18 protein-coding genes are annotated in these 20,537 nt (G+C 38.5%); 8 read left to right on the top strand and 10 right to left on the bottom strand.

The window, feature by feature from the left end:
* Positions 1-54 precede the first annotated feature (54 nt).
* Positions 55-1,317 (bottom strand): nucleoside permease, encoded by a 1,263-nt coding sequence (locus G521_RS0113870; protein ID WP_026899054.1) that lies wholly within the window; start codon positions 1,315-1,317, stop codon positions 55-57.
* A gap of 273 nt (positions 1,318-1,590) precedes the next feature.
* Here G521_RS0113870 and G521_RS0113865 point away from each other — a divergent pair, with 273 nt between their 5' ends.
* The 4 genes from G521_RS0113865 (at position 1,591) to G521_RS0113850 (ending at position 5,112) form a co-directional block, all read left to right on the top strand.
* Complete coding sequence (locus G521_RS0113865; protein ID WP_026899053.1) at positions 1,591-2,757, top strand: Gfo/Idh/MocA family protein; 1,167 nt, start codon at positions 1,591-1,593, stop codon at positions 2,755-2,757.
* Between the two features lie 23 nt (positions 2,758-2,780).
* Complete coding sequence (locus tag G521_RS0113860; protein WP_026899052.1) at positions 2,781-3,833, top strand: sugar phosphate isomerase/epimerase family protein; 1,053 nt, start codon at positions 2,781-2,783, stop codon at positions 3,831-3,833.
* Positions 3,834-3,911: 78 nt separating this feature from the next.
* On the top strand, positions 3,912-4,361 hold the full coding sequence (locus G521_RS0113855; protein WP_026899051.1) for a c-type cytochrome: 450 nt from the start codon (positions 3,912-3,914) through the stop codon (positions 4,359-4,361).
* Between the two features lies 1 nt (position 4,362).
* Positions 4,363-5,112, top strand: a complete 750-nt coding sequence (locus tag G521_RS0113850) for a 3-keto-disaccharide hydrolase (protein WP_026899050.1) — start codon at positions 4,363-4,365, stop codon at positions 5,110-5,112.
* A gap of 42 nt (positions 5,113-5,154) precedes the next feature.
* Here G521_RS0113850 and G521_RS0113845 read toward each other — a convergent pair whose 3' ends face one another.
* Both G521_RS0113845 and tyrS read right to left on the bottom strand, forming a co-directional pair.
* Positions 5,155-6,033: a sugar phosphate isomerase/epimerase family protein gene (locus G521_RS0113845; protein ID WP_026899049.1), complete on the bottom strand. Its 879-nt coding sequence runs from the start codon at positions 6,031-6,033 to the stop codon at positions 5,155-5,157.
* 147 nt (positions 6,034-6,180) lie between these two features.
* On the bottom strand, positions 6,181-7,464 hold the full coding sequence (gene tyrS / locus G521_RS0113840; protein WP_026899048.1) for a tyrosine--tRNA ligase: 1,284 nt from the start codon (positions 7,462-7,464) through the stop codon (positions 6,181-6,183).
* Between the two features lie 169 nt (positions 7,465-7,633).
* Here tyrS and G521_RS0113835 point away from each other — a divergent pair, with 169 nt between their 5' ends.
* The 4 genes from G521_RS0113835 to dapA are packed head-to-tail and all read left to right on the top strand — an operon-like array spanning position 7,634 to position 11,965.
* Positions 7,634-8,194, top strand: coding sequence for an NUDIX domain-containing protein (locus G521_RS0113835; protein WP_026899047.1), 561 nt, complete (start codon positions 7,634-7,636; stop codon positions 8,192-8,194).
* 58 nt (positions 8,195-8,252) lie between these two features.
* Positions 8,253-8,963 (top strand): ACP phosphodiesterase, encoded by a 711-nt coding sequence (locus G521_RS17350; protein ID WP_051189769.1) that lies wholly within the window; start codon positions 8,253-8,255, stop codon positions 8,961-8,963.
* 43 nt (positions 8,964-9,006) lie between these two features.
* On the top strand, positions 9,007-11,019 hold the full coding sequence (gene ligA, locus G521_RS0113825) for an NAD-dependent DNA ligase LigA (protein ID WP_026899046.1): 2,013 nt from the start codon (positions 9,007-9,009) through the stop codon (positions 11,017-11,019).
* 58 nt (positions 11,020-11,077) lie between these two features.
* The gene (gene dapA, locus G521_RS0113820) at positions 11,078-11,965 is read left to right on the top strand and encodes a 4-hydroxy-tetrahydrodipicolinate synthase (RefSeq protein WP_026899045.1); all 888 of its coding nucleotides are present in this window, start codon (positions 11,078-11,080) and stop codon (positions 11,963-11,965) included.
* A gap of 216 nt (positions 11,966-12,181) precedes the next feature.
* Here dapA and G521_RS0113815 read toward each other — a convergent pair whose 3' ends face one another.
* From G521_RS0113815 to murG, 7 genes are all read right to left on the bottom strand, one after another.
* Positions 12,182-12,379, bottom strand: coding sequence for a hypothetical protein (locus G521_RS0113815; RefSeq protein WP_026899044.1), 198 nt, complete (start codon positions 12,377-12,379; stop codon positions 12,182-12,184).
* 256 nt (positions 12,380-12,635) lie between these two features.
* Positions 12,636-13,877, bottom strand: a complete 1,242-nt coding sequence (locus G521_RS0113805) for an aminotransferase class I/II-fold pyridoxal phosphate-dependent enzyme (protein WP_026899043.1) — start codon at positions 13,875-13,877, stop codon at positions 12,636-12,638.
* Positions 13,878-14,048: 171 nt separating this feature from the next.
* The gene (gene ftsZ, locus G521_RS0113800) at positions 14,049-15,710 is read right to left on the bottom strand and encodes a cell division protein FtsZ (protein WP_026899042.1); all 1,662 of its coding nucleotides are present in this window, start codon (positions 15,708-15,710) and stop codon (positions 14,049-14,051) included.
* Between the two features lie 126 nt (positions 15,711-15,836).
* A complete protein-coding gene (gene ftsA / locus G521_RS0113795; RefSeq protein WP_026899041.1) occupies positions 15,837-17,186 on the bottom strand; it encodes a cell division protein FtsA in 1,350 nt (449 codons plus the stop codon).
* Between the two features lies 1 nt (position 17,187).
* Positions 17,188-18,072, bottom strand: coding sequence for a cell division protein FtsQ/DivIB (locus G521_RS0113790; protein ID WP_026899040.1), 885 nt, complete (start codon positions 18,070-18,072; stop codon positions 17,188-17,190).
* On the bottom strand, positions 18,065-19,420 hold the full coding sequence (murC, locus tag G521_RS0113785; RefSeq protein ID WP_026899039.1) for a UDP-N-acetylmuramate--L-alanine ligase: 1,356 nt from the start codon (positions 19,418-19,420) through the stop codon (positions 18,065-18,067). The genes G521_RS0113790 and murC overlap by 8 nt, the downstream gene beginning before the upstream one ends.
* Before the next feature lie 6 nt (positions 19,421-19,426).
* The gene (murG, locus tag G521_RS0113780; RefSeq protein WP_026899038.1) at positions 19,427-20,536 is read right to left on the bottom strand and encodes an undecaprenyldiphospho-muramoylpentapeptide beta-N-acetylglucosaminyltransferase; all 1,110 of its coding nucleotides are present in this window, start codon (positions 20,534-20,536) and stop codon (positions 19,427-19,429) included.
* Position 20,537 lies beyond the last annotated feature (1 nt).

Here is a 20,537-nt window from a genome sequence, read left to right as displayed (position 1 = left end):
TTAATCAGCAATAAAGATTCAAATCTTTATTTATTATCATCAATTGATCATTTATTATGAACCTAATATGGTTGGTTCTTTAAATACTTCGATCGGCTTATTTTCCTTTTCATTTTTAAAAAAGACCAGAAACAAAATAGTAACCACACCGGCAATTGCTGCTGGAATTAACCAGATTGTTTGCCAGTCGTGAGTTGTATCAGATAGTTTATAAGCGTCTGTAATTAAACCGGCTACATAAAAACCTATCAGCATCCCCACGCCGTAAGTGGCTAATGTTATTAATCCCTGGGCAGCACTTTTAAATTTTTCGCCTGCTTTAGAATTGGTATAAATCTGACCAGATACAAAGAAGAAATCGTAACATATTCCGTGAAGGGCAATTCCCAGTAACAGCATGAAGCTAAGTTCATCTGCATTTCCGAAAGCAAAGAATACATATCTGATTACCCAGGCAAGCATACCTACCAGGATAGTTCTTTTAAATCCAAACCGCTTAAAGAAAACTGGCAGAAGAAGCATAAATAATACTTCTGAAACCTGGCCGATGGTCATTTTACCTGTTGGATTGGCCATTCCACTATCTGAAAGGAAGGGGTTTGCATTCTGGTAATAAAACGCAAGGGGAATACAAATAAGAATTGAGGAGATAAAGAATACCAGAAAGTTTTTATCCTTTAATAATTTTAAGGCATCCAAACCTACAATATCAGAAAGTTTTACTTTTTCATCTTTGCTAACTTTTGGCGGAGTTTTAGGAAGGAAAAAGCTGAACAGGCCCAATACCAGCGAAGCTATTGATGCCATCATGAACGTATTTCTTAAAAACCCTTCAGAAATCCCTTCGGCAGAATCCCAATGAAATAAAAAGCTAATTAATAATCCTGCTACAATCCATCCGATAGTTCCCCAAACTCTGATAGTAGAAAATTCCTTTTCAGGATCTTTCATCTGGTTAAAAGATACCGAATTCACTAAAGCAAGAGTTGGCATGTACATAATCATATATCCCAATACATATGGATAAAACGATCCAAAATCAGTTGAATTATACATTTGAAACATTAAGAATGCTCCAATAAGATGCAAAATACCAAGTATTTTCTCTGCGTTAAAATACCTGTCGGCAATTAAACCTATAATAAAAGGTGCAATAATGGCTCCTAATGATTGTGTAGAAAAAGCAGCGCCGATCTGTGTTCCGGAAGCTGCTAAATTTTTTCCTAAAAAAGTTCCCAGGGTTACAAACCACGCTCCCCAGATAAAAAATTCAAGGAACATCATTAATGAAAGCTTTAAGCGAATAGAAAAGATCATAGATTTTAAGGATTTGGTTAGAGATTATAAGAATATTTAAGATTACAGATTCTATTGGTTAAAGGAAGATTAAGCTATTTTGAAAACTTACCTGAAGGTGAATTAGTTATATTCAAAAATAAAGTGTTGTTTATACACCAACAGGCATTGATATTTTCGAAAAACTTCAAGTAAATAGCTGATTTCATTAGTATTATTTAGATTAGTACTATTAACTAAATGTAAATTTTTATTTTTAAAAATCATATTCAATAATCATTCAATAGAAATTATATGAAAAGAAAATTACGGATGGGCATGGTTGGCGGAGGTAAAGACGCCTTTATTGGTGCCATTCATCGTATAGCTGCCAATATGGACGGCCTTGTAGAATTGGTTTGCGGAGCGCTGAGCATTAATCCCGATGTTGCTAAAGAAAGCGGCGAAATGTTATTTCTATCACCGGAAAGAACCTATCTCAATTTTGAAGAAATGATAGAGAAAGAAAGCAAACTTCCCGAAGGAGAAAAAATGGATTTCGTAACCATTGTTACACCCAACTTTGCTCATTTTGCACCGGCAATGCTCGCTCTTGAAAAAGGATTTCATGTGGTGATTGAAAAACCAATTGCCTTTAATCTGGAAGAAGCGAAACAGCTGAAGCAAAAAGTAGAAGAAACAGGGAAAATTTTATTGCTGACTCATACCTACTCAGGATACCCGATGGTTAAGCAGGCAAAAGCCATGGTTAAAGATCAGGTATTTGGAAAAATCCGCAAAATTTATGTAGAATATCCTCAGGGATGGCTGAGCAAACTTTCTGAACGGGAAGGAAATGCCCAGGCGGCCTGGAGAACAGATCCCAAAAAATCCGGTAAAAGCGGAAGCATGGGAGACATTGGAACGCATGCCGCCCATCTTGCCGAATATATATCCGGATTAAAAATAACCAAATTGTGCGCTGACCTCAATATTGTGGTAGAAGGCAGAAATCTGGATGATGATGGAAATGTGTTGCTGAAATTTGACAATGGGGCCAATGGGGTATTAATGGCTTCGCAGGTAGCTGCAGGCGAAGAAAATGCTCTTCGAATCCGTTTATACGGAGAAAAAGGAGGACTGGAATGGGCACAGCACGAACCCAATACTTTAATGGTAAAATGGCTTGACCAACCTGCTCAGATTTTGAGAGCCGGATCAAATTACACCGGAGTACTGTCAACTTACGCAACTCATAATTGCCGTACTCCCGGAGGTCATCCCGAGGGTTATCTGGAAGCGTTTGGAAATCTGTACCGCAATTTTGCCCTCACTCTTTCTGCAAGATTAGATAATACAGAACCATCCAAAGAAGCACTCGACTTTCCGTCTGTTGATGATGGAATACGTGGTATGGCTTTTATTGACAGCGTAGTTAAAAGTAGTCTCAGTACAGAAAAATGGACTGATTTCGAAATGTGATCACCAAACAAATCTTAAACACCATGACAACGATAAAAGGACCAGCCATTTTTCTTGCCCAGTTTATAAGCGATCAAGCGCCTTTTAATAACTTGAAATCTATTTGCGAATGGGCCAAAGGTTTAGGGTTTGAAGGGGTACAGATTCCAACATTAGATCCCCGATTTATCGATCTGCAAAAAGCAGCCGAAAGTAAAACCTATGCAGATGAAATTAAAGGAACAGTTAATGAATGCGGTTTAGAGATTACCGAACTTTCTACACATTTACAGGGACAATTAGTTGCTGTCAATCCGGCATTTGATGATTTGTTTGATGCATTTGCCCCTGCGGAGTTAAGAGGAAATCCTAAAGCCCGAACAGAATGGGCAATCCAGCAATTAAAATACGGTGCGCAGGCTTCCCGTAATTTAGGATTAACGGCGCACGCCACTTTTAGCGGTTCGCTGATGTGGCATACATTTCATCCCTGGCCGCAACGCCCCGAAGGATTAGTTGAAGCCGGATTTACAGAACTTGCCAGAAGATGGACTCCAATATTAAATCATTTTGACGAGCATGGTGTAGATGTTTGTTATGAAATTCATCCGGGTGAAGATCTCTTTGATGGTATTACTTATGAGATGTTCCTGGAAAAGGTAAACAACCACCCCAGAGCATGTTTATTATATGATCCCTCACACTTTGTACTTCAATGCCTGGATTACGTTCAATATATTGATCATTATTATGAGCGCATTAAGGCATTCCATGTGAAGGATTCAGAATTCCATTCTACCGGCAAGCAGGGAACATTCGGGGGCTACCAAAGCTGGCTCAAGCGTGCGGGGAGATATCGCTCACCAGGCGATGGACAGGTTGATTTTAAACGGATATTCAGCAAACTTACCGAATATGATTTCAAAGGCTGGGCAGTAATGGAATGGGAATGCTCTTTAAAACATCCTGAAGATGGAGCCCGTGAAGGCGCTGAATTTATTAAAAATCACATAATACGGGTTACCGAAAAAGCTTTTGATGATTTTGCTAAAGTAGATAGTGATGAGAAACTGAATCGTAAAATTTTGGGAATTTAATTTCAAACTTTAATTTGAATTATACTGTTCTGATAAAATCCGTATTAAAATAACCATTTTAAAAAACCAATTATCCTGATGAAAAAATCGCTGATCATTCTTACCCTAAGCCTGTCAATTATTTCCTGCAGTCAGGAAAATAAATCTGGAACTACTAGTGCTGCAAATGACACAGTTTCTGCAGGCGAAAACCAAAGTGCAACTGCACAGCAATCCAGTGTTGATACTAATATCAATAAAATAGGCACCGGGCCCGAAACCGGAGGCAAATCTAAAGGAGAAGTTCTAATCTCAAATTCAGATTGTTTAGGCTGCCACAAGGTTAATGAAAAGCTGGTCGGACCTTCCTATATGGAAGTAGCGGCCAAATATCCAGCCACCGAAGCAAATAAGGAACTTTTGGTTAGTAAAATCATCAACGGGGGTTCCGGGGTTTGGGGAGAAATTCCGATGGCGGCACATCCTACTATTTCTAAAGAGGATGCAAGAGAAATGGTTAATTACATAATGTCTTTAAAAACTAATTAATATGCGGAATATCTTAATTCTAATTGCAGTTTCATCAGTTCTTAGCAGCTGCGGAATAACTAAAAACACAGGAACTATGACCTCAGGTTCTACAGGAAACACAAACCAAACTTCTCAGGAAGAAGGCTGGATTTCTTTATTTGATGGAAAAAGTTTAGATAACTGGCATACTTACGGCAAAAGTTCTGCAGGTGCTGCATGGAAAGTAGACGATGGAGCCATCCATCTCGATGCCAGCAATAAATCAAACTGGCAGGTACAGGATGGAGGGGATATTCTAACAGACGAAGAATATGATAACTTTCATTTAAAGATGGAATGGAAAATTGCCGCCAATGGAAACAGCGGAATTATATTTTATATCCACGAAGACACAACTCAATATAAATATCCCTGGAATACAGGTCCCGAAATGCAGGTTTTGGATAATAACGGTCATCCGGATGCTAAAATCCATAAACACAGGGCGGGTGATTTATATGATTTAATTCCGAGCAGCAAAGAAACCGTTAAGCCTGCAGGTGAATGGAATCAGGTAGAAATTATATCCAATAAAGGTAAACTTGATTTTTACCTTAACGGAACCAATGTGGTTTCAACAACTTTATGGGATGATCAGTGGAAGAGCCTGGTTGCAGGAAGTAAATTTGCCACTATGCCCGGTTTCGGAACTTATAAGTCAGGACATATAGCTTTACAGGATCACGGCGATAATGTGTGGTTCAAAAATATAATGATTAAACGCCTTTAATGAATACCCGTCATCCTGCAAAAGGATGACGGGTATATAATATTATAATAAATTAGCTCTTACATATTTATTGCTTTTAGCAATACTTTCAAACGGATCAGCCTCTTTAGGCAGCTCATCATATTCTACGAAATAATACTTTGCTCCTGCTTGTTTTGAGCGACTCAGAATGGTTTTAAAATCAATGATTCCTTCACCGATATTCGTATTTTGAACTTTATCCTTACCCATGTCTTTAATGTGGAAAGAAATAAATCGTCCGGGATATTTCTCAAAATAGGCTAAAGGATCTTTGCCGGCACGTGTAATCCAGTACAGATCTAATTCCATTTTTACGTTAGCAGCCTCTGTTTCATCCAGCAAAATATCATAACCGGTTTTAGAGCCAAATTGAGTGAATTCAAAATCATGATTATGATATGCCAGCTCCAGATTAGCGTCTTTGCAAAGCAAGGCTGCCCTGTTTAATTTTTCTGCAATACGTTTGTAATCATCTTCGCTGTCTCTAAGGTCGGCCACCAAATAAGGAACAATTACACACTTCTGATTAATTGCGTTGGCTGCTTCAATAGCCATTTTTATCTCATCATCGCTATTACTTCTTATAAAATCATTTGAATTATAATGACCACAGGAAGAAATCAAATTATTATCGCTTAGCAGCATTTTAAACTCTTTAGGAGTTAATCCGAAAAAGTGATTTTTTCTGTCGTATCCAAACGTCTCTACATCATTATACCCGGCGGCAGCAATCTTTATTATAGTGTCCTTTGCATCTTTAAAAAGTTGATTTCGCAAAGTGTAAAGCTGTATCCCCAAAAGTTTTTCCCGTTGCGAGGATAAAACAGAGCAGGAATTGAAAAGTAAAGCTGCCGCAGATAATACTCCTGCCTGCTGAATAAAAGTCCGTCTGGTTGTCATTCTTATTGATTTTTAAGATTCATAAAATATTTAAAACATAATAAAAACAAACCGGAGCATGAATTTCACTTCTTCCTATTTATTTTCAAATTGAAAAATAGCAATAAAACACGAAAGACAACTTACTAATTCGAACGGATTTTAAAATTATTCTGCCATAATAAGAAAATAGTTTTTCTTTCCTTTTTGAACCACAATATATTTATGATTCAGTAAATTTTCAGAATTAAGAACTTTTAATGAATCAGTCATTTTTTCTTTGTTCACCGAAACTCCCCCACCCTGAATCATTTTTCTTGCTTCGCCTTTAGATGGAAAGATGGAAGAATGTCCAGCAAATAAATCCAGTGCACTGATGCCTGAAGTAAGTTCTTCTTTAGAAACAGAGAACCGGGGAATGCCTTCAAAAACATCCAGAATTTCATCATTACTTAAATTATTCAAAAACTCCAATGATCCGTTTCCAAAGAGAAAATCGGATGTTTTTAGAGCAGTTTGCAATGCTTCCTGATTGTGTGTACGAACAGTAATTTCCTCGGCCAACGCTTTTTGAAGAATTCGCAGATGCGGAGCTGCAGAATGTTCCTGCTCCAGTTGCTCAATATCCTGCTTAGATTTAAGGGTAAATATCCTGATCCAGCTTTTTGCATCATCATCACTTGTATTTAACCAGAACTGGTAAAAACGGTAAGGAGATGTTTTTGCCGCATCCAGCCAAATGGCACCACTTTCTGTTTTGCCAAATTTTGTACCATCTGCCTTTTTAATCAACTTGGTAGTGATTGCAAACGCACTTCCGCTGCCTTTACGGCGGATAAGTTCAGTGCCCGTAACAATATTCCCCCATTGATCTGATCCGCCCATTTGAACCTGGCAGTTCTTTTCTTTCCAGAGATAATAAAAATCATATCCCTGAACCAGCTGATAGCTGAATTCTGTAAAAGACATACCGGTTTCACCTTCCAAACGCTTCCGGACAGAATCTTTAGCCATCATATAATTAACCGTTATGTGCTTTCCCACATCACGGATAAAATCCAGGAAACTAAAGTTCTTGAACCAATCGTAATTGTTCACCATCTCTGCGCTATTTTCTCCGCAATCGAAATCGAGGAATTTACTCAGCTGATTTTCGAGGCATTTTACATTATGATTCAAAATATCTTCTGACAACAAATTGCGTTCTGCCGACTTGCCCGAAGGATCACCCACCATGCCGGTTGCTCCGCCTACCAGCGCAAAAGGTTTATGTCCGGCCCGCTGAAAATGGATCAGTGTCATGATTTGAGTCAGGTGACCAACATGTAAAGAATCTGCTGTTGGATCGAAGCCAATATAACCCGAGGTCACATTTTTATTTAATTCTTCTTCGGTACCAGGCATTATATCGTGTAACATGCCACGCCAGCGTAATTCTTCTACAAAATTCATATCGAAAGATTTTTAATAAGGATTGCAAAGATAATAGAATTAGTAAATTCAAAACAGCATTTTGCTGAGCCCTGCAACAAGTCAATGCTACAGGAAATTGATTAACTTACCTCGGGAAACTGTTATGATTGGCCCTGAACATTAACTTTTACAATTTAAATGAGGAGATATGGCTAACGTTAAGATCTTTAGAAAAGATATTCTTTCTGATAAGAAATACCTTTTGGAGCTCATTTCTTACGAGATAAAAGGCGCACTTATAAGCCGTGAGGTTTATCACCGGAAAGAAAGTTGCGCTGCCCTGCTGATAGATAAAAATCGAAAAACTGCGCTGCTAACTCAGCAATTCAGATTACCTGTATTTCTGAATGGAGATGGGGAAGAATTATTTGAATGCTGCGCCGGAATGATTGAAAAAGGTGAAACACCCCGGGAATGTATGCTCAGAGAAATAGAAGAAGAAATGGGTTACCAGGTTACAGAAGTTACAAAAATTGCAGAAGCTTATTATTCTCCCGCTGCATTAACGGAGAAAGGACATTTATTCATTGCAGAATATTCTCCTGCAATGAAAAAGAGCCGCGGTGGCGGCAAAGAAGAGGAAGGTGAGTACATTCAAATTATTGAATTTACCGCGGAAGAGCTTAAAGCAAAATTAGTGGCAGGCGATTTTAAAGACGCAAAAACAATCATATTAATACAGCATATTCTGCTTTATAACCTCATTTAAAGCATTTCAGCAAATTTTCTGTAACTTTCTAAATTAAAACCAATGAAGAATAAACTATATGAATTTTTTGTCTCATTATTACTTTGACCGCAATACATCAGATCCGCACCAGGTTTTAGGATCCGTATTGCCCGATCTGGTAAAAAATGCAAATAAATCATGGAATCTTCATCCCGAAAAAAGAAAAGAAGAATTTACACAGTCAGATCATTTAACTTCCATTCTTTGCGGCTGGAGACGACATATTTTTGTTGATAATTACTTTCACAATTCACCGTTTTTCACAGAACATACCAAAAATATCCGAACGGCAATCGCACCAATTTTAGAGCATTCTCCGGTGCGGCCTTCCTTTATGGCTCATATTGCGCTAGAAATTATGTTAGACAGTTTATTACTGACCCGTGAAATTGTTGATCCCCAGCATTTTTACAACCATCTAAGCCAGTCAGACAGGCCTTCAATTTCGCATTTTTTAGAAATAAATCAGTTACAGGACACTACCCGTTTTCTAAAATTCTTTGATCACTTTATACAAGTAAATTACTTAAACAGCTATCGCGAATCACATAATGTAATGTATGCTCTTCATAGAATATGCATGCGCATTTGGGAAAACCCGCTCAATGAAACTCAGAAAATTCAGCTTACCGCGGTTTTAATAGATTATCTCAAACATCTTGAAATCAGCTTTATGAATATTTTTGATGATATCGAACAGCGTTTAAATCAGCCAGTTTCTCCAAACACTCTGATCATTTCAAATTAAAGATCTTATTTCCATTCAGGGCAGAATTCATATCTTCGTTTCCATGTCAATTCCGGAGATAAAAGAACGCATGGATAAGCTGATAAAAGAACTTAATCAGCACAATTATAGCTATTATGTACTGGCTCAACCGGTTATTTCAGATTTGGAGTTTGATAAAAAACTAGAAGAACTTTCTGAACTTGAAAAGCAGCATCCCGAGTTTCTGGATGCTGATTCGCCAACTCAGAAAGTGGGCGGAGACATTACCAAAGTATTTAAAACCGTAAAACATAAATATCCCATGCTTTCGCTGGGAAATACATATAATGAGCAGGATCTCAAAGATTTTGATGAACGCATCCGCAAGGCAATTGGCGATGATTTTGAATATGTGTGTGAGCTGAAATTCGATGGCCTTTCTATCAGCCTAACTTATCAGGATGGGAAACTGCTTAGAGCCGTTACCCGCGGAGACGGAACCAAAGGTGATGATGTAACTAAAAACGTGAAAACCATCCGCACGATTCCACGCAGTTTAAAAGGCAGCGGATTTGTTCCGGAATTTGAAATTCGGGGAGAAGTTTTTATGCATCGACCAGCCTTTGAAAAATTAAACCGAGAACGTATTGAAAACGATGAAATACCCTTTGCAAATCCACGAAATTTTGCTTCCGGAACTTTAAAAATGCAGGATTCAGCCGAGGTGGCAAAGCGCCCGCTGGATTGCTTTATGTATTTCCTGTATACCGATAAAAAATTGTTTAATTCTCATTGGGAAAGTTTAACTGCCGTAAAAAACTGGGGATTCCATGTTTGTGAACACAATGTATTATGCAAAAACATAGAGGAAGTTTTTGAATTTATTCGACTGTGGCAGAACAAACGTTTCGAACTATCCTATGATATTGACGGAATAGTTATAAAGGTAAACAGTTATGCGCAGCAGAATGAACTGGGTTTTACCGCCAAATCTCCAAGATGGGCCATTGCTTACAAATATAAAGCCCAGGAAGTTGAAACAGTTCTTGAAAAAGTTACCTATCAGGTTGGCCGCACAGGAGCCGTTACGCCGGTAGCAAATTTAAAGCCCGTGCAACTTGCGGGCACAACGGTTAAAAGAGCCACCTTGCATAATGCAAATGAGATCATACGCTTAGATCTGCATGAAAAAGACACCGTGCTGGTAGAAAAAGGTGGAGAGATCATTCCAAAAATCATCGCCGTTAATGCAGAAAAACGTAAACCCGGTGCTTTAAAAATAATCTACCCGGAGATTTGTCCTGAGTGCGGAAGTAATCTTATCCGACAGGAAGGCGAGGCAGTCTTTTATTGCCCGAATGATGAAGGTTGCCCTCCACAAATTGTGGGCAAAATCCAGCATTTCATCAGCCGTAAGGCTATGAATATTGAAGGCCTTGGTTCCGAAACTATTGAATCTTTTTACAGACATGGCTTTTTAGAACACATTAGTGATCTGTATATCCTGCATGAAAAAAGTGATCAGTTAAAACAACTGGATCGTTTTGGAGAACGTTCTATCAACAACATGCTCGAAGGAATTGAAAGGTCTAAACAAACTCCATTTGAGAAAGTGCTTTTTGGGCTTGGAATCAGGTATGTTGGAGAAACAGTAGCTAAAAAAATTGCAGCTCACTTTAAGAATATCGACAGTATTATCAACGCTAGTTTTGAAGAATTAACTTCGGTTGATGAAATTGGTGATCGTATTGCCCAAAGCCTATTAGTTTATTTTAAAGAACCCAGGCACCTGGAGCAAATTGAAAAATTGCGCAGTCACGGTTTGCAATTTGAATCAGAGGATATAGAGATCGAGCTCAAAAGCAATAAACTGTCAGATAAAACTTTTATTATTTCAGGCGTATTTGAAAAATACAGCCGGGAAGAATTAAAAGAAATCATTGAAATAAATGGAGGAAAAATTCTGAGCAGCATTTCATCCAAGCTAAATTACCTTGTAGCAGGAGATAATATGGGTCCGGCAAAACTAGAAAAAGCCAATAAACTCGGAGTTCCGATAATTTCTGATGAGGAACTTCTGGCTATGATCTTGTAATGCTTCAATTAATCTTAGTTTTGTATTTTGTTCAGAATTTAAAGCATTAAAAGTATATATGAATAAATTTCACGGTACAGGTGTTGCGCTTGTAACACCATTCAACTCTGACCGTTCTGTAGATTACACAGGACTTAAAAATCTTATCGACCACATTATCAGCGGAGGTGTAGAATACCTGGTTTCTTTGGGAACAACAGGTGAAACAGCTACTTTAAGTAATGACGAAAAGAAAAAAGTTTGGGAATATACTGTTGAGTATGTAAATGGCAGAGTTCCGCTTGTTGCCGGTATTGGTGGAAACAATACCATGGAAGTTGTTGAAACCATTAAGAATTTTAACACAACTGGATTTGATGCCATTCTTTCTGTAAGTCCGTATTACAATAAACCAACGCAGGAAGGAATATACCAGCATTACAAATTGGTATCCGAAGCGTCGGCTCTTCCGATTATACTTTATAATGTACCCGGTCGTACAGGCAGTAACATGAATGCCGAAACCATTTTGCGATTAGCTCACGATTTTGAGAATATTATTGCAGTTAAAGAAGCTTCAGGGAATTTTGATCAGTTTAACCAAATAATTAAAGATAAACCCGAAGGATTTTTGTTTATATCCGGAGATGATCCGATAACCCTGCCATTGATTTCGATGGGTGCCGCAGGAGTTATTTCGGTTGTTGGCAATGCGCTTCCGGGGATGTTCTCCACTATGGTAAGAATGTGCCTGGATGGCAAATTCATCGAAGCCCAACCATTGCATTACAGCATGATCGATATTACTAATTTGTTTTTTACCGAAGGAAATCCGGGAGGTGTAAAAGCGGCACTAAAACTATTGGATATTTGCGGCGATGAAGTTCGGTTACCTCTTGTGAGCATCAGCAAAACTACCTTTTCTAAAATTGAACAGGAGTTAATAGCACTACATTTGATTGATTAACCGGGGGTAAAATGTCATATTCAAATTGATCAACACTTATTTTCAGTTGATATTTAGATAGAAATGCAGCTGAAAATTTATTAAAAGCAGATTTTGAGCAATAATAAACAGATGCCTGCTTATCCCGGCAGGTTCAAGTCAAGAATCCTGGCTTAATTAAAATAAAAAAGCCCGCTATGATTATCATACCGGGCTTTTAAGTTTTATTAAAGAAAATTATTTCTTTGCAGCTTTTTCAGCTTCTTTATTTTTCATGTCCTGAACTTCAAGACGGATAGCCTGTGCTAAGTTTTTTAAGTCCTGCATTCCTTTTCTTACACGAGTTCCAGCAGCGCTGTTAGCTTTGTTATAAAACTTATCAGCATCAGCCTCTAAAGACTCGATTAAATTTTTTGCTTCGGTAAATTTTTTCATTTTCTTTTAGTTTTGTGAGGGTTTGTATTGATTATAATAGTACTAATGTATAATCTTTTTTTTAAAAAAGAAACTTTTGAAAAAATAAAAATTATGCGTTTACATATGTTTTTTTCAACATTTACAGGGTTTCGAACCATTAAATCTCAACAAATCCCAACCAACTTTCTGATAATAACCGAGTTACAAGTTCTTAGAATATAAAAAATGCCCTTCACAAGCAGTGAAGGGCATTTTTTACGCATAAGAAAAAATTTTAAGCTGTTGCAAGCTTAACTTCTTTATAAACTCCTTTTTTAAGTTTTGCACCTACTTCGCTGTAAGCATCCAGAGTCCTTTTAACATCATCCATGCTATGCAATGCTGTTGGAATTAAACGAAGCATGATTAATCCTTTAGGAATAACGGGATACATTACTATAGAACAGAAAATAGCATAGTTCTCCCGAAGGTCCATAGTTATGGCAGTTGCTTCATTTAAATCACCCTCAAAAAATACAGGAGTAACCATGGTATTAGTAATACCAATATTAAATCCGCGTTCTTTTAATCCTGTTTGCAGAGTTGTAGCAACTTCCCAAAGCTTAGCTCTGAGTTCAGGTTTGTTTTTCAGTAATTCTAAGCGCTTGCGTAAACCTAAAACCATTGGCATAGGCAAAGATTTAGCAAAGGTTTGTGAACGCATATTGTAGCGTAGAAAGTTTGTAATTTCTTCTGTTGAGGCAATAAACGCACCAATTCCGGCCATTGATTTAGCAAATGTGCCAAAGTAAATATCTACACCGTCAATGCAATTCTGCGCTTCGTGAGTTCCGGCACCTGTATCTCCCATTGTTCCAAAACCGTGTGCATCATCAATAAGCAAACGAAATTTGAATTTTTCCCGCAGATCAGTAATTTCTTTCAGTTTTCCCTGAGCTCCTGACATACCAAATACACCTTCGGTTATTACCAGAATAGCTCCTCCTGTATTTTCAACCCAGCGGGTGGCCCGTTCCAGTTGTTTTTCCAGGTTATCGATGTTATTATGCGTGTAAACAAAACGTTTACCTTGGTGCAAACGAACCCCATCAATGATACATGCATGCGATTCAGCATCATACACAATTACGTCATGGCGGTCTACCAGTGCATCAATGGCCGACATAATTCCCTGGTAGCCATAATTAAGCAAAAAGGCGTCCTGTTTGCCAACAAATTCTGCTAAATCCTTTTCTAAAGCTTCATGGTGATTCGAATTTCCTGACATCATGCGGGCTCCCATTGGATATGCCATTCCAAATTCAGCTGCTGCATTCGCATCAGCTTCACGCACTTCGGGATGATTTGCCAGCCCTAAATAATTATTTAAACTCCATACCAGGTGATCCTTACCCCTGAACTTCATATGAGGACCAATCTCACCTTCCAGTTTCGGGAAGGCAAAATAACCGTGAGCCATCTTTTGATGCTGACCCAGAGGGCCCATATTCTTCGAAATCTTATCAAATAAATCCAATGCTATATTTTTTTAATGTTTTATTTTCAATTGGCAAAGTTAGCCTTTAGACGGCTGATTATCAATATGGATTATACCATTTTTGAGATTGGTTCAAAAAGACTTTGTACTTAACCAAAAAGCCTTTATTCCTGGTCGGGAATAAAGGCTTTTCAGTGTTTTCAATTATCCTTAATCTACATTGTCATGCAAAAAAGAATTGTTCGGCCTGATCTCTGTCCCATTTTCATCAGAAGACAAGGTAAATCTTGATATCTGTGATTCGGATGAATGAGGTACCTGATGTAGAGCCATCTGCTTACGCTTGTATGCAGGTTCATTTTCGAGTTCCTGAAGACCATTACTGGTTCTTAATTTCATACTCAGATCTTTTAAACGTAGAATCCTCTCTTTCGATTTGCGTAATTGCTCTTCGATAGATTCGTCTGTTTTATGTTCATCAGGATTGTATGCCTGCGGCTGCGGTACAGCCGGAGCTGTTTGTTCTGGCTTTGGCGCTTCGTTTACGGCAACAGGTTCCGGACGGACAGGCTCAGAATACTGAGATTCTGTTTCCCGGATACTCATATCCAGTTCGAACGTAGTAACATTACGTTCCGGCTGTTCTATTTCCTCACCAAGTGTATGGCGTATAACTGTATCATTGTTTACAGGCTGAGCTTTTTGTTTTTCTTCTACCTGTTTTGCTGACTGAAAATACCCGGCAAAAAGATCTGCCTGACTGTCTTCTTTCACTTTTAAAACCGGCTCAGAAATTTCTTCTTCCTTTTTAACCTCGATGAAAGAGTTAGTATTAACAGGCTTAATTAATGGAGCATGATCAGGAGTTAATACAGAAACTTTACGCTGCTGACTTTTCTCTACCTGTCTTTCTTCCATTGTCTGAAATCCGGTTGCAATAATTGTAACCGATAGTTTCTCACCCAGAAGTTCATCTGTACAGTTACCCCAGATAAGGTCTGCCGCCAAACCTGCTTCCTGCTGAATGAAATCAGTAATTATGCTTACTTCATCCATTGTCACTTCCTTAGTTCCAGAACTGATATTTAACAGAATATAGCGGGCACCTTCAATTTCATTATCTTTTAATAATGGCGAAGCTAAAGCTCCTTCTACAGCACGTAAAGCACGGTGTTCACCTTCTGCAGAGTAACTTCCCATGATGGCTACACCGCTCTCTTTCATTACGGTACGCACATCCTTAAAATCCACGTTTATATAACCCGGAATGGTGATTATCTCGGCAATTCCTTTGGCTGCAGTTGTTAAAATATTATCCGCCTGTGCAAAAGCAGAGCCTAGGGTCAGGTTTCCAAAGATCTCACGTAAGCGATCATTTGAAATAACCAGGTAAGAATCTACATATTTTTTGAATTCATCCAAACCTTCTTCAGCCTGAATTTTACGACGTTTTCCTTCGAAAGAAAACGGAGTAGTTATAATTCCAACGGTAAGAATATCAAGTTCCTTAGCAGCTTTAGCAATAATCGGACTGGCACCAGTTCCGGTACCTCCACCCATTCCTGCCGTAATGAACAACATTTTGGTGTTGCTGCCAAGCATCTGTTTAATATCTTCAATATTTTCTATAGCGGAGTTTTTTCCTACTTCGGGAATTGAACCAGCCCCCATTCCTTCGGTTAAACTGGCGCCCAATTGAACCTTGTTTGGAATCGGACTTAATTCCAAAGCCTGGGCATCGGTATTACATATTATGAAATCAACACCTGTAATTCCCTGGCGGTACATATGGTTTACGGCATTGCCACCTCCACCTCCAACACCAATCACTTTGATGATTGATGATTTTTCTTTGAGCATTTCAAACTGCATAGGCTTAATAATCAGTTAGGTAAATCAGAACAACCCTAAGGCAGTTCTTTTTGTAATTATAGCTAATTTTCAACAGGAGTTTTCCACAATTGTTAAGTATGTGGAAAAGTTCTTTCTTGTTGAAAATTAGCGGATATAATCTTCGTCCTTAATATCGTCCTTAATAAATTTAGCGCCCGACTGTAACAGCTTATCAAACAGACCAAAAGCTTTTTTCGCCTTTTCGGCCGGCACTATTTTTACGGCAGCTACACTGCTGTATTTACTTGCTTCTTCCTGCTGCTCTGCCTTTTGAATTCCTTTAATCAGTAATCCGATGCCGGTAGCGAATAAAGGACTTTTCAATTCATCATAAATGTTTTTAGCGAGCAACTCATTTTTTGCAAGATGTTCATTAGGGTAACCGATACGTGCGTCGAGTCCGGTTACATATTCAACCAGCTGAGGTAAATGTTTCAACTGCGCACCACCGCCGGTAATTACAATTCCGGCAATAAGTTTCTTTTCGTACCCGGAAGATTTGATCTCGTAATATACGTGTTCAATTATTTCTTCCATCCGTGCCTGGATCACAAAAGCAAGATTTTTAACAGAAATCTCTTTATGATCCCGGCCACGCAAACCCGGTACACAAATGATTTCGTTATCCTTATTTTCTTCTGCCAAAGCAGATCCGAAACGGGTTTTTAAAGATTCTGCCTGATTGCGCATCACCGAACAACCTTCGCGAATATCTTCTGTAACACTGTTTCCGCCGAAAGGAATTACTGCTGTATGGCGAATAATTCCTTCATGGAAGATTGCCAGATCTGTAGTACCACCACCTATATCAACCAATACCACGCCCGCTTCTTTTTCTTCGTCGCTCAAAACCGATTCCGATGAAGCCAATGGTTCCAGAATTAATTCCTGAGTTTCTAAACCGGCATTTCCAACGCATTTTAATATATTTTTTACGGCGCTGACATGGCCTGAAATAATATGGAAATTTGCTTCCAGGCGAACACCGGCCATCCCGATAGGATCTTTGATTCCGGGCTCATTATCAACGGTAAATTCCTGCGGAAGAACATGGATAATTTCCTCTCCGGGAGGCATCACCAATTTGTACATGTCCTCAATAAGCTTATCAATATCTTTGCGCTGTATCTCAGTATTTAACTCTTTACGGGTTAAAATTCCGCGATGCTGCAGACTTTTTATATGCTGGCCGGCAATACCAACGTTCACAATTTTAACATCGACATTAGATTGCGAACCTGCTTCCTCTACAGCCTGTAAAATTCCCTGAACCGTTTTTTGAATATTAGAAACTACTCCGCGGGTTACTCCCGCCGATATGGCTTTACCAATTCCCAGAATCTCTATTTTACCATGATCGCTCCTACGGCCTACTGTTACGCAAATTTTGGTAGTGCCGATATCTAATCCTACTACAATTGGTGAATTTTTAGTTGAAGTGATGCTTTTTTCCATATTAAAATGCGTTAATTTTTGTTGTATCCTGAGGTATTTTGGTGCTGTCTTTTATTACTGAACTAACAATAACCGGGCTTGCAAGGGTACTTTTAAGCTGATTGCTGTCAATTATATTTTTTTCGCAAACTATTTGATTGGCGTACTTTACATTAATGGTTTTATAGGTTTCCCATCCCAATTTTGGCAACGCATTTTTATAGAAAACATACAAATTCCTGAATTTAACTTCCAGTGAATCTGCATTTCCTAATATAATTTTATGATCTCCAACCCTTGGCACCAATTCAATTTCACTTTGCTGATTAACATACAGCTGCTCGATCTGATGGCTCCAAAGTGTATCCCGGGCAATATAATTAGCTGTGCGAAATAAATCTTTAACCAGCTTACTTTTTAATGTATCTACATTTCCGGTAAAATTTTCAGGAATAAATCCATTGGCTACTAACACATCTGCAGTAAAATTATCAGATGTAGGAATTTTAAATCCATTGTAATCGATATAAAAATCCTGATTCTGCATATTAAAAACACGCAATAATGGCTCACGCTGACGGATCTGAACCTGAATCACGCCATCCATATCGGCATAAACTTTTGCAAATTCTATAAAAGGATTTGCTTTTAATGCGGCTTCCAGCTTTTGAATATTAATATTTTTAAGCTGCCGGCCAATCAGCGGCCCTCCGTTTACCTTCAAAATACCGTTCACTTCGGCACGTTCAATAAAATTTTGATTTCCGGGAATAATGATGCGTATATCTTTACAAACCGTACTAACTTTTTGGGTTTCAATGAAACTCATAAGCACCAGCAAACCACTGAGGGAAATTACCCAGGCAAAAACATAAAAAACCGCTTTCCAGTTTATCCGCTTAAGCATTTTCCAAAATATTTTTCAATGGTTTAACCAATGTATCAATATCACCCGCACCCACGGTTAATACTAGTTCGGGCATTTCAGACTGTATCAGATCAAGAGTTTCCTGTTTGCTGCATATCTGTTTTTTCCCGGCCGGAATTCTATTCAGTATCATCTCTGAATTAACTCCTTCTATAGGAAGTTCTCTTGCGGGATAAATATCCAGCAAGATCAAATGATCCGCAACAGAAAGTACTTCCGCAAACCCATCAGCAAAATCTTGCGTACGTGTAAACAGATGAGGCTGAAAAATTACAGTTAGCTTTTTATGCGGATAAAGACTTTTCACAGCCCCGATACAAGCTCTGAGTTCTTCCGGATGATGCGCATAATCGTCTATATACACATGCTTTTCATTTCTTAGAACATATTCAAAACGGCGTTTCACGCCTTTGAAATTGGCCAATGCAGTTTTTATTTTATCAACTGGAATTCCCAGTATCAAAGCTACCTCTATAGCTGCAACCGAATTTTCTATGTTGTGGAGTCCGGGCAAACCGAATTGAATATTTTCTATCGTTATGGAGCTATTTTTAAAATCAAACCAGAAATTTCCATCCTTAATTTGAATGTTCAAAGCCTGAACATCGGCATTTTCATTCGCTGCGTAGGATATTCCGCCCTTTAAATCCATCCCTTTGCGAGAAATTAATGTTCCGCCCTGCTTTAACTGCGAAGCAAACAATTGGAAAGAACGGGTAAGGCTGTCTTTATCTCCATAAATATCGAGGTGATCAGCATCCATCGAAGTTACGATAGCGATATCGGGATGAAGCGTTAAAAATGAACGGTCATATTCATCGGCTTCAACAACCAGGGTATTGTTATTTCCTAACAGAAAATTAGAATTGTAATTACTTGCAATTCCACCCAGAAAAGCAGAACAATCATATCCGCTATCTTTTAAAATATGTGCAATAATACTTGAAGTAGTTGTCTTACCATGAGTTCCGGCTACCGCGATGGTAAACATGCCTTTGCTGATGATCCCTAAAACTTCTGAACGCTTTTTTAAGGTAAAATGAGTCCGTAGAAAAAAGTTGAGAATTTTAGAATCCTTTGGAATAGCCGGAGTATAAATAACAAGCGTCTGTTGATCGGGCAGGTTAAACATGGCCGGAACTTCTTCAGCAGAATCGTTAAAAGAAATCTGAATGCCTTCTTCAATAAGCGCAGAAGTTAAAACCGTTTGGGTTTTATCATAACCAAAAACATCGCAGCCGCGTTTTTTAAAGTAACGTGCAAGGCCGCTCATTCCGATGCCTCCGATACCAATTAAATAAACACGTTTGATATTTTGTAATTCCATTTTATTCTAATTCTTATTTGCCAGTTTAAAAACTTCTGAGGCAATTATTTCGTCGGCATTCGCTAATGCAAGCTTTCCGATATTTTCACTTAATTCATTACATTTTTCCGGATTGTTAACAAGACTCAATGCGATGTCAACCAGTTCTTTTTCTGCTATCGTATCTGCAACTAAAATTGCTGCTCCATTCTGAACCAGAGCCATGGCATTTTTAGTCTGATGATCTTCTGCAACATTTGGTGAAGGCACCAGGATCACAGGTTTTTTAATGAAACATAACTCTGCAATTGTGCCTGCACCTGCCCTTGATATAATAACATCCGAAGCGGCGTAAGCCAGTTCCATGCGGTATAAAAATTCAAGAACCTTAATATTTTCGGTATTTCTACCCTCCATTTGCTCTTTTACAAATGAATAATAGAATTTCCCGGTTTGCCAGATCAGCTGAACATCGGCCTTAATAATTTTATCAATTCCGGCCAGCATGCTTTTATTCAGCGTGCCTGCTCCCAAACTTCCGCCGGTTACTAATATTGTTTTTTTTCTTGGAGAGAGGCTTAATAATTCGGCGGCAGAAAAACGAAGGTTTGCTATCTCCACAGCCTCCCTGCGAATAGGGTTTCCGGTTTTAATGATCTTATCTGCCGGAAAAAATTTCTGCATCCCGTCAAATGCAACACAAATACGCTCGGCTTTTTTGCCCAGCCATTTATTGGTAATGCCTGCGTATGAATTCTGCTCCTGTATCAGGTATGGAATATTCATCTGTCCTGCTGCATACAGCAAAGGACCCGAAGCATAACCTCCAACTCCAACAACTACATCCGGCTTAAAATCTTTAATAATCGAACGAGCTTTTAAAACGCTTTTAAAAAGTTTAAAAGGCAAGAACACATTTTTCAATAAAGAATTGCGCTGAAAACCCTGGATATCCAAGCCGATAATTTTGTACCCGGCAGCAGGAATTTTTTCCATTTCCATCCGGCCCGTAGCTCCCACAAATAAAATTTCTGTGTCAGGATCTGCTCTTTTAAGTGCATTAGCAATTGCTACCGCTGGGAAAATATGCCCGCCGGTACCGCCTCCACTAATGATCACTCTTATTGCCTTCTTCATG

The sequence above is a fragment of the Daejeonella oryzae DSM 19973 genome (assembly GCF_000422945.1).
GTDB lineage: Bacteria > Bacteroidota > Bacteroidia > Sphingobacteriales > Sphingobacteriaceae > Daejeonella > Daejeonella oryzae.
This window is presented reverse-complemented; position numbering and strand designations above follow the sequence as displayed.

Coding starts and splice junctions, on each gene's coding strand:
- murC (WP_026899039.1), bottom strand. CDS start 19,420: ATGGAATTACAAAATATCAAACGTGTTTATTTAATTGGTATCGGAGGC.
- ftsA (WP_026899041.1), bottom strand. CDS start 17,186: ATGGAAAAAAGCATCACTTCAACTAAAAATTCACCAATTGTAGTAGGA.
- G521_RS0113850 (WP_026899050.1), top strand. CDS start 4,363: ATGCGGAATATCTTAATTCTAATTGCAGTTTCATCAGTTCTTAGCAGC.
- G521_RS0113835 (WP_026899047.1), top strand. CDS start 7,634: ATGGCTAACGTTAAGATCTTTAGAAAAGATATTCTTTCTGATAAGAAA.
- tyrS (WP_026899048.1), bottom strand. CDS start 7,464: ATGAATTTTGTAGAAGAATTACGCTGGCGTGGCATGTTACACGATATA.
- G521_RS17350 (WP_051189769.1), top strand. CDS start 8,253: ATGAATTTTTTGTCTCATTATTACTTTGACCGCAATACATCAGATCCG.
- G521_RS0113790 (WP_026899040.1), bottom strand. CDS start 18,072: ATGCTTAAGCGGATAAACTGGAAAGCGGTTTTTTATGTTTTTGCCTGG.
- dapA (WP_026899045.1), top strand. CDS start 11,078: ATGAATAAATTTCACGGTACAGGTGTTGCGCTTGTAACACCATTCAAC.
- ligA (WP_026899046.1), top strand. CDS start 9,007: ATGTCAATTCCGGAGATAAAAGAACGCATGGATAAGCTGATAAAAGAA.
- G521_RS0113870 (WP_026899054.1), bottom strand. CDS start 1,317: ATGATCTTTTCTATTCGCTTAAAGCTTTCATTAATGATGTTCCTTGAA.
- G521_RS0113865 (WP_026899053.1), top strand. CDS start 1,591: ATGAAAAGAAAATTACGGATGGGCATGGTTGGCGGAGGTAAAGACGCC.
- murG (WP_026899038.1), bottom strand. CDS start 20,536: ATGAAGAAGGCAATAAGAGTGATCATTAGTGGAGGCGGTACCGGCGGG.
- ftsZ (WP_026899042.1), bottom strand. CDS start 15,710: ATGCAGTTTGAAATGCTCAAAGAAAAATCATCAATCATCAAAGTGATT.
- G521_RS0113845 (WP_026899049.1), bottom strand. CDS start 6,033: ATGACAACCAGACGGACTTTTATTCAGCAGGCAGGAGTATTATCTGCG.
- G521_RS0113815 (WP_026899044.1), bottom strand. CDS start 12,379: ATGAAAAAATTTACCGAAGCAAAAAATTTAATCGAGTCTTTAGAGGCT.
- G521_RS0113860 (WP_026899052.1), top strand. CDS start 2,781: ATGACAACGATAAAAGGACCAGCCATTTTTCTTGCCCAGTTTATAAGC.
- G521_RS0113855 (WP_026899051.1), top strand. CDS start 3,912: ATGAAAAAATCGCTGATCATTCTTACCCTAAGCCTGTCAATTATTTCC.